Below are 8,300 nucleotides of genomic sequence, written 5' to 3' on the forward strand. Positions count from 1 at the left end.
TATGAGAAATTTGGCCCATAATGCTATTAAAATAGAAAATATAAGGTTAGAATTTTTAAATAAAGGGTTTAGTGAAGAGACAATAGATTTTGTTTTACTTCAGAATGACAATTACAACTTTGAAGTTCTAAAAGAAAAAATGAATTCTTTAGAGCAATAAATAATTAATGCAGAAAAGAATTTTCAAAAAGATATAGATGGTGTTTATATTAAAATAGATAGTGTAAATACTAAAATAGATAATGTAGAAAAAAGTTTAAATACCAAAATAGATAGTGTAAAAAACGAACTTAATGCAAGTAATAGAACAATACAAGTAATTCTGATAATGGGAATGACGCTTGCTCCAATTATCTATTCTATATTCAATAAGTATTCTTTAAATTAAGAATGATTAAAATTTTATAAAGTAATAAGTTAGTATATAGCTCTAAAGTAGAACTTATTTGAATTTTTTAACAAGATAATTTAAATAGGTTCTTTTATTTTAACAAATACAAATTGATTTTAATTTTAAATTGAGCTACACTACAAACAGCGTAGTTGTTAAAACATTTCCATGTATTTGAACTACCTATATGTTAATTTGCAAAAAAATTTTCAGCACGGGCTTAACTAATTTCTTTAGTAGAAATAGAGAAGTTAGATAAGCCCTATTTTTTTGTAAAATTTTTTGTAAAAAAGTTGGCAAAAATAGTTTTTGCTATATAATGATTAATAATCAAAATTGAAGGAGTAAAAATATGACAAACATGTCAAACAATAATAATCAAGAAATACAAAATAATATTCAAAATAATATTCAAAATAATATTCAAAATAATATTCAAAATAATATTCAAAATAATATTCAAGGAGAGTCTAAAATGTTTTGTGTTAGTCAACAAAGTTTTACTGGTTGTGAAATATTTGAAGAAAAATCTTCTCCCATTAAAGAAAAAAGTAAATTAAGTAAGATAGGCAAGAAATTGCCAGGAATAAGCAGTCAAGAATGTTTTAGATTTAATCGAAATATTGATTTTAGTGTGCAAAGAAACAAGCTTGATAAATACGGTGCTAGCGAAGTAGGCAATATTCTAATTGGTGGTGCGGGGTTAAAAGATTTAATGATAAACAGAGTGCTTAAATATTTTGGAATGAGTCTACCGTTTGAAGAGAATTTATATATGCTAAAGGGCAAAGAGCTAGAGAATTTAGGATTTAGAGAATTTGTTAAAGCACATGGTGATAATATTGATATTTTGTATAAAAACAAGTATGCCAATGGAGTTGATAAGTATAACTATTTCAAAAAAATGAGAAATTCAGAAACTTTAGTGGGGTCAACAATTGATGGCTGGTTTATTAATAATAATGGCGATTTAGAACTTTTAGAGATTAAAAATAGCGACTCTCATTATATGAGTAGTGCTGTTGCTGAGTACAATAAAAATGGCAATTTTTTAAGCAGTAAGTATTTTTTCAAATACTATGTGCAGGCTCAAATGCAGCTAGCATGTACTGGACTTGAGTATTGTAATTTATTCTTTTTAATTGATGCTGCACCAATTAACTGTAAGATTAAAAGAAATGAGGCCCTAATATCAAAAGTGTTTGAATTTATTAATAAATGTGAATTAGAAATTATAAATTTAAAAAAAGATATTTATAGTAACTATAGAGAGGAATACTTAATAGCACACAATTTTAACAAGGATGTGTTTATAAAGCTTGTCCAAGATTTAGTAGAAAGGAGTGATTTTTATAATTCTGGAGTTGAGTTTGATTGGGCAAGAGAATTTATAGAATATGTTGATTGTGTAGATCTTGAAATTAAGGATAATCAATCTGCTGAAAATCTTGCGTATGATTTAATGGAGATTGATAGTGTACAAAAAGAATTAAATAGAATTCAAAACGAAAATAAAAAAAGAGAAAAACCTTATAAAGATAGGCTGAAAATGCTAATTTACAATATTACGAATACATGTCCACTAATTGAGCATGTAAATTATAGATTTGGAGAGTTTGTGTTTACTCTTGATCCTAAGAAAAGGGCAATATCAGATAGATTAAAGGGGCTATTGCCAACAAGTGGTACAGTATTTTTCCCTAGCAATATAGCATTTACAAATAGTGTTAGTGTCCCCATGTGAATGGGAGCACTAAAAAATTAAAGAAATAATTTAATATAGGAGAGGTAAACAATGCTTATTAATAAAATAAAACAAGACAATAGAACTTTAAGACCAGAGATACAAAAATGGGGTTGTTACTTTTTGTGTCTGCATTATTATACAAGTCTATTTAAGAAGGTTGAATTTAATGCTTATGAGATAAATGCAGCATATTATAGATTTATAGGGCTTGGCTACATTAAGAGTAATTGTTTTATTATAAATCCATGCATGATACTTAATTACTACGGAATTAGAAGTAGTGTAAGATATGAATCTTTAAATTATTGGGGTACAGTTAATGAATTTGAAATAAGTGAAGTTAAAATCGATAAGGTTAATGGATATCATTTTATAGCAACAAAAAATAAAGAAATATTATATGATTCACTTGACTTAAAACCACGTGGGAAAATATTTAAAGTAACTTCAAAACGAATATTTAAACTGAAATAGTTTTGCTAAAGTTTAAGGCACTTTTTAGTGCATTCGTAAGCTTGAATTTTATTAGCAGAAGAGAGTCCGTAGATATTATCAATTTCATTGGTTGAAGAATATTTCATAAGCTCTTTAATTTGAAAAGAATTGTAACCATTAGATTTCAAATTTGAAATATATAAATTTCTACATAAGTGAAGTGATTTATTTACACGAAATCCTGATTTTTTAAGAAGATTTTTGAATTTTTTAGAAATATGTATAATATCAATTTGGTTGTCTTTAAACTTATGTTTGCTTTTTTGAAAAAGATAAGTGCGTCGTGTATCAAGAGTTTTTTCTTCAAAATGATTTTTGTGTGCTGTTTGGATGGCCTGGAACTCTTCGGAGCTAATGACAATTTCTCTAATACAAGCGACATTTCTTTTTTTTGCCACATTTACTTTAATAGTATATAAAGTTTTTCCAGTTTTGCTTAATAAGGGAGCAATCTCTTGCATTTTTACTTTTTGCATTTCAGTGCCCCTACACCCACTTATTAAGAGTAGATGCACAAACCACCCAGAAATTGGATCAATTTGTTTTAATGTTTTGGCGCATTTTAGAATTAATTTAATAATTTTTGGAGTCAAGAAAAACTTAGGAGTTGGTTTTGAATTTTCTTTTTTGCGTTTAGATGAATTTTCTAGTGAATTTTTAAGAATTTTGTTTTCATGTATTAATTTTTGATGATCTTGTAATAGTTTGAGTATAAAATCTATATTGTTATTATTTAAATTAAAATAATTATTAATATCCATAAGACAAGCTCCTTCTAGGCGTTACTTTTAAATTAAGTAAAAGTAATAAAAATAGATGAAAAAAGCAATTTATATTGTACCAAAAACAAAAAATTTTAGTCAAATTATGGGTGTTCTCATTGCATGCAAAATCTGGGCTGTAGGGAGGCTTTAATAAACATAAGAGTCAATTTCTGAGTGGGGCACACAAGAAAGATATAATACTTTGTGTAATATATAGCAAAGACCTTCAAATTTAATTTGTATGCATTTTGTAGTCTTTTATAATGAACTGGGCATTTGCAATGGAGAGATTTTTGGGAGTTGGTTAAAATTACATTTGTGTTTTGTTAATATGTAACAGGTGAATGTAACAAAACTATATATTTAAATCTTTGAAATATTGCAATTATTAGAGATTATGTTATGATTAGGACTTATGGAGAAATTTATGAATAGGAAAATGTTTGTTATTTTTACTATTTTTGCGATGATAAGTTCTTGTAAGAATAATACTTTATCTATATATGATGAGCAAAGTAATAGTGAACCAAAAGTTAAAAAAATAGAATTCTTTAAATTTACTGTAAAAATTAAAAATAAAGATAAAAGTGGCAACTGGAGAGACTTAGGAACTTTGGTTGTAGAAAAAAAAGAAGAAGATGGTATTGCAACGGGTTTAAATGTTAACCCAGGACACTCTTCTGGATTCTTTTCATTAGAAGAGCTAGAAGTTAATAACTTTGTAAAAGCAATGACCGAAGAGGGAACATTTAAAGCTAGTCTGTATTATGGATATAAGGACGAACAAAGTATTGCAAATGGTATCCAAAATAAAGAGATAAAAACAAAGATAGAAAAAATTGATGATTCTGAATATATTACATTTTTAGGAGATAAAATTAATAAAGAAGAAGGTGGAGAAGAAGAAGATGATGATAAAGATAGAATTGCTGAATATGCAATACCACTTGAGGTGCTTAAAAAAAATTTAAAATAGAATTTAGAAATATAGGAGAGAACGATTATGAATAAAAAAACATTTATTATTTGTGCTGTTTTTGTACTGATAATTTCTTGCAAGAATTTTGCAACTGGCAAAGATATAAAACAAAATGCGGGTGAGAAAGTTCAAGGATTTGTAGATAAGATTTTAGATCCAACAAAGAATAAAATTACTTCAAGTGGTTCAAAAGCGGATGAAGTAGCAAAAAAATTACAAGAAGAAGAATTAATGCAGGGCGATGATCCTAATAATGGTGTAATAAATCCGTCACCAGTATTGTCGGCAAGTGGGCAAGATAATGCACCGGTATTAAAGGCAGAACAACAAAGTGGTGGTCAACAAGAAGAAAGGAAAGTAGAAAAAACTGAAGCAGAAAAGGAAGATAGTGGTAAAAAAGAAAAAGTAGAGAAGAAAGAGGAAAAACAAGAGGGCAAAGAAGAAAATACTAAGGAGAAAAAAAAAGAAGAACAAAACAATGAAAAACAAGAGAAATTAGAAAAAGAAAAATTAGAAAAAGAAGCTAAAGAAAAAGCAGCAGAACAAAAAAGACAGCAAGAAAAAGAAGAGCAACAAAGAAAAGCTGAACAAGAAGAAAAGCAAAGACAAGAACAGGAAAAACTACAACAAGAATTAGAAAAAAAGAAAGTAGAAAATAAGATTAAAGATCTTACAGATAAAATAAATAAAATAAATAAAGATATTGATAGTATAAAAGATAAAACAATTGTAGGAGCAGAAGAAGTTATAGATAAAATTACGGGGCCAGTATATGATGATTTTACCAATGGAAATAATTCTATACGAACAACTTGGGGGGATTTAGAGGATGAAGTAGATGAAGGATTAGGAAAGCTATTGGAAGAATTGAGTGATGCTAGAAATACATTAAGAAATAAATTAAATGAAGGCAATAAATCATATATTCTTGATACTAGAAGTAGTGAACCTAAATTAAAAGAAAGTGTAGATGTTAGCGAAATTAAAGAAGATTTAGAAAAATTAAAATCAGAATTAGAAAAAGTTAAAAGCTATTTTGAAGATAGTTCTAAATTTGAAGAAATTAAAGGATACATCAGTGACAGTCAGTAATTATATTGGATGCTTTTAAATGTAATTAAATTTTATATACACAAAATAACAGCTAGTAAAAAAATGACCAGTTGTTATTTTTTTTGTAGATTTCATTATTATGAATATAGAAATGTTTTCGATAAAAATTTTCATTCAAAAAGTGCAAAAAACTATTGTTAAAAATGTTGTTTATTTATATACTCTCTAGAGCTATGATGTATATAAATGAGATTTCAGATTTTTATGATAATTTATATAAGAAAACAAAAAAAGAAATAGATAAACTTATAAACAAGCTCTATTTAACTAGCCAAATAACTCTAGAGCAAAAAAGACAAATATACAGTGCTGTTGAAAGAATGCAAAAATACGTAATAAAAACCGGAAAAAGTGTTCTTTTAGAATCGGAAAAAGAATTTGTTAAAGACACTTTGAAAAGAAAAAATCTAATAAAAAAATTTAAAAGTTTCAAAGTTGATTTTAGCTACAAGGAAAGAATGCTAGAAAAATGTTTAGAAAGATTAGGAGAAGATAAATCCATCGAATTTTTGATTTTTGTTTATCAAATTCTTAATGGGATAAGAGAAAAAGTATCAGAATTAGACTTTCAAATAGATGCGATTGAAGAATTTAGAGATATTTTATTTTTGAGTATACACTATTATGATAAAAGACTTTTCACAAGTAAAAATCTTATGAATGAGATGAAAGATTTTTCCGAAAAAGTAGAGTTAATTTATAGTAATATGCAATAAATTAGTGAACTGCTATTTCTAAATCAAAAATTATAGAAATAGCAGCGAACTAAATCAATAAAAGCTAACAAATATTCCCCGCTAAATATCAAGAAGTTATCAGTTAATGTTAACAATTAATAAATTGCTTTACTATTTAGAGTAACAATTTATTACTTTTGTTATTTTAGAGGATTTTTTTGAAAAAAGTTAAAAGATCTTTTGATGATTATGTTGCATATTTTAGAGAAGGATCGTTAGATGATAGGGAAATAGCTAATAAATTGGGAGTTTCTAGGGTAAATGTGTGGAGGATGAGGAAAAAATGGGAAAGTGGGGAAAATTCTGTTAGCGATGACTCTAGATTATCAATTAGTGAAGACACTCTTGAACACCTTTTGTCACAAACCTTTAGATCAGAAGTTAACGCTAGGAAAGTTAGAAGCGAATTGGATTTAGAGCGGGCTAATTTAGAATTAGGATTTATAAATGCATTTAAGCAATATTCTAGTATTGAGCTTGTTAGTATGCATACTAAAATAGAAAATTTAAGAGCCGAAATTGACGCTTTAAATAAAGCAAGTAGTAAAAAAAATAAGCAATTTATTAATGGAGAAATTAATTCTTTAAAAAGCGAGCTTGATGAATATATAAAGGAGTGTTCAATAAGAGAAATGGAGCTTTACTATGAATGTATGAAAAAACTTGCTACGGTTAATGAAGCTGAAAGCAAAAGTAACTACAAAAATAGTAAAGGGCACAAGTGAACTTATATCAAACAAAACTTTTTACAACACTACAAAAGGAATACAAAAATAAATATGGAGTTGATATATCACAATTTGTAAATCTAACAAATTCTTCAATTAATTTTGCTAAGTTTGAAGAAGAACAGTTAACTTTAAAACAAAAAAATGTGATAAAAAGCATTCAAAAGAATAATGAGAAAAAGATTATACTCAGCGGCGGTATAGCTAGCGGTAAAACATATCTTGCCTGTTATCTTTTTCTCAAAAGTTTAATTGAAAATAAAAAGTTATACTCAAGTGATACGAATAATTTCATTATTGGTAATTCACAACGTTCAGTTGAAGTTAATGTTTTGGGGCAATTTGAAAAGCTATGCAAACTGCTTAAAATTCCTTATATTCCAAGACATACAAATAATTCATATATTCTGATTGATTCACTGCGTATTAATCTATACGGTGGAGATAAGGCAAGTGATTTTGAAAGGTTTAGGGGTAGCAATTCAGCACTTATTTTTGTCAATGAGGCTACAACTTTACACAAGCAAACTTTAGAGGAAGTCTTAAAAAGACTAAGGTGTGGACAAGAAACTATTATTTTTGATACTAATCCCGATCATCCAGAACACTATTTCAAAACTGATTATATTGATAATATAGCAACTTTTAAGACATATAATTTTACGACTTATGATAATGTTCTGCTCAGCAAAGGATTTATCGAAACACAAGAAAAGCTATATAAAGATATACCATCATATAAAGCAAGAGTTTTGCTAGGTGAATGGATAGCAAGCACTGATTCAATTTTTACACAAATAAATATTACTAATGATTATGTATTTACTAGCCCGATAGCATATTTAGACCCAGCATTTAGTGTTGGCGGGGATAACACTGCATTATGTGTTATGGAGCGGGTTGATGACAAGTATTATGCTTTTGTATTTCAAGACCAACGACCAGCCAATGACCCGTATATTATGAATATGGTAAAGACCGTTTTAGAGAATTTTAATGTACATACACTTTATTTAGAAGATAGAGACAATACAAAAGGTGCTGGTGGATTGACTCGTGAATACATGTTGCTAAGAAATAATATGAGTCAATATTTTAGAATTGTCCCGGTTAAGCCAAAATCTAATAAATTTAGCAGAATAACAACGTTAATTACGCCGTTTACTTACAATAAACTTTACATTACGAAATACAGTAGCTCTTCTGTATTTAATGATATTTATTCGTATAAAGGAGATAACAAAACCCATGATGACGCTCTTGATGCAATATCTGCAGCATATTTGATGTTGTCTTTAGGATATAGAGAGAGAAGTGTTCACTTTGGCAATCAAAGATTTTTGTAA

The 8,300-nt window shown here is 27.6% G+C and carries 8 protein-coding genes and 1 pseudogene; 8 read left to right on the forward strand and 1 reads right to left on the reverse strand.

Features of this window, described 5'->3' with window-relative positions; all coding sequences use genetic code 11:
* Nucleotide 1 precedes the first annotated feature (1 nt).
* From bdr to QIA22_RS05780, 3 genes and pseudogenes are all read left to right on the forward strand, one after another.
* Nucleotides 2-388: pseudogene (gene bdr, locus QIA22_RS05770) on the forward strand (Bdr family repetitive protein).
* A gap of 364 nt (nt 389-752) precedes the next feature.
* Nucleotides 753-2,135 (forward strand): DUF244 domain-containing protein, encoded by a 1,383-nt coding sequence (locus QIA22_RS05775; RefSeq protein ID WP_367611825.1) that lies wholly within the window; start codon nt 753-755, stop codon nt 2,133-2,135.
* Between the two features lie 51 nt (nt 2,136-2,186).
* Nucleotides 2,187-2,612 (forward strand): DUF261 domain-containing protein, encoded by a 426-nt coding sequence (locus QIA22_RS05780; protein WP_367611775.1) that lies wholly within the window; start codon nt 2,187-2,189, stop codon nt 2,610-2,612.
* Between the two features lie 5 nt (nt 2,613-2,617).
* Here QIA22_RS05780 and QIA22_RS05785 read toward each other — a convergent pair whose 3' ends face one another.
* The gene (locus QIA22_RS05785; RefSeq protein WP_367611777.1) at nt 2,618-3,394 is read right to left on the reverse strand and encodes a tyrosine-type recombinase/integrase; all 777 of its coding nucleotides are present in this window, start codon (nt 3,392-3,394) and stop codon (nt 2,618-2,620) included.
* Nucleotides 3,395-3,824: 430 nt separating this feature from the next.
* Here QIA22_RS05785 and QIA22_RS05790 point away from each other — a divergent pair, with 430 nt between their 5' ends.
* The 5 genes from QIA22_RS05790 to QIA22_RS05810 all read left to right on the forward strand — a co-directional run bounded on the left by QIA22_RS05790 (nt 3,825) and on the right by QIA22_RS05810 (nt 8,300).
* Nucleotides 3,825-4,373 carry an Erp family outer-surface lipoprotein gene (locus tag QIA22_RS05790; RefSeq protein ID WP_367611779.1) on the forward strand — a complete coding sequence of 183 codons (549 nt, stop codon included), beginning with the start codon at nt 3,825-3,827 and terminating at the stop codon, nt 4,371-4,373.
* A gap of 27 nt (nt 4,374-4,400) precedes the next feature.
* Nucleotides 4,401-5,468 carry an ErpC protein gene (locus QIA22_RS05795; protein WP_367611781.1) on the forward strand — a complete coding sequence of 356 codons (1,068 nt, stop codon included), beginning with the start codon at nt 4,401-4,403 and terminating at the stop codon, nt 5,466-5,468.
* A 197-nt stretch (nt 5,469-5,665) separates the two neighbouring features.
* Nucleotides 5,666-6,205 carry a DUF643 domain-containing protein gene (locus tag QIA22_RS05800; protein ID WP_367611827.1) on the forward strand — a complete coding sequence of 180 codons (540 nt, stop codon included), beginning with the start codon at nt 5,666-5,668 and terminating at the stop codon, nt 6,203-6,205.
* A gap of 179 nt (nt 6,206-6,384) precedes the next feature.
* Nucleotides 6,385-6,951: a DUF603 domain-containing protein gene (locus QIA22_RS05805; protein WP_367611783.1), complete on the forward strand. Its 567-nt coding sequence runs from the start codon at nt 6,385-6,387 to the stop codon at nt 6,949-6,951.
* Nucleotides 6,948-8,300 carry a PBSX family phage terminase large subunit gene (locus QIA22_RS05810; RefSeq protein WP_367611929.1) on the forward strand — a complete coding sequence of 451 codons (1,353 nt, stop codon included), beginning with the start codon at nt 6,948-6,950 and terminating at the stop codon, nt 8,298-8,300. The genes QIA22_RS05805 and QIA22_RS05810 overlap by 4 nt, the downstream gene beginning before the upstream one ends.

The organism is Borreliella kurtenbachii, from assembly GCF_030437945.2.
GTDB classification, from domain to species: Bacteria; Spirochaetota; Spirochaetia; order Borreliales; family Borreliaceae; genus Borreliella; species Borreliella carolinensis.

What these genes read in the sequence shown, in the direction of transcription:
- QIA22_RS05775 (WP_367611825.1), top strand. Translation starts at nt 753, where the DNA reads ATGTCAAACAATAATAATCAAGAAATACAAAATAATATTCAAAATAAT.
- QIA22_RS05780 (WP_367611775.1), top strand. Translation starts at nt 2,187, where the DNA reads ATGCTTATTAATAAAATAAAACAAGACAATAGAACTTTAAGACCAGAG.
- QIA22_RS05785 (WP_367611777.1), bottom strand. Translation starts at nt 3,394, where the DNA reads ATGGATATTAATAATTATTTTAATTTAAATAATAACAATATAGATTTT.
- QIA22_RS05790 (WP_367611779.1), top strand. Translation starts at nt 3,825, where the DNA reads ATGAATAGGAAAATGTTTGTTATTTTTACTATTTTTGCGATGATAAGT.
- QIA22_RS05795 (WP_367611781.1), top strand. Translation starts at nt 4,401, where the DNA reads ATGAATAAAAAAACATTTATTATTTGTGCTGTTTTTGTACTGATAATT.
- QIA22_RS05800 (WP_367611827.1), top strand. Translation starts at nt 5,666, where the DNA reads ATGTATATAAATGAGATTTCAGATTTTTATGATAATTTATATAAGAAA.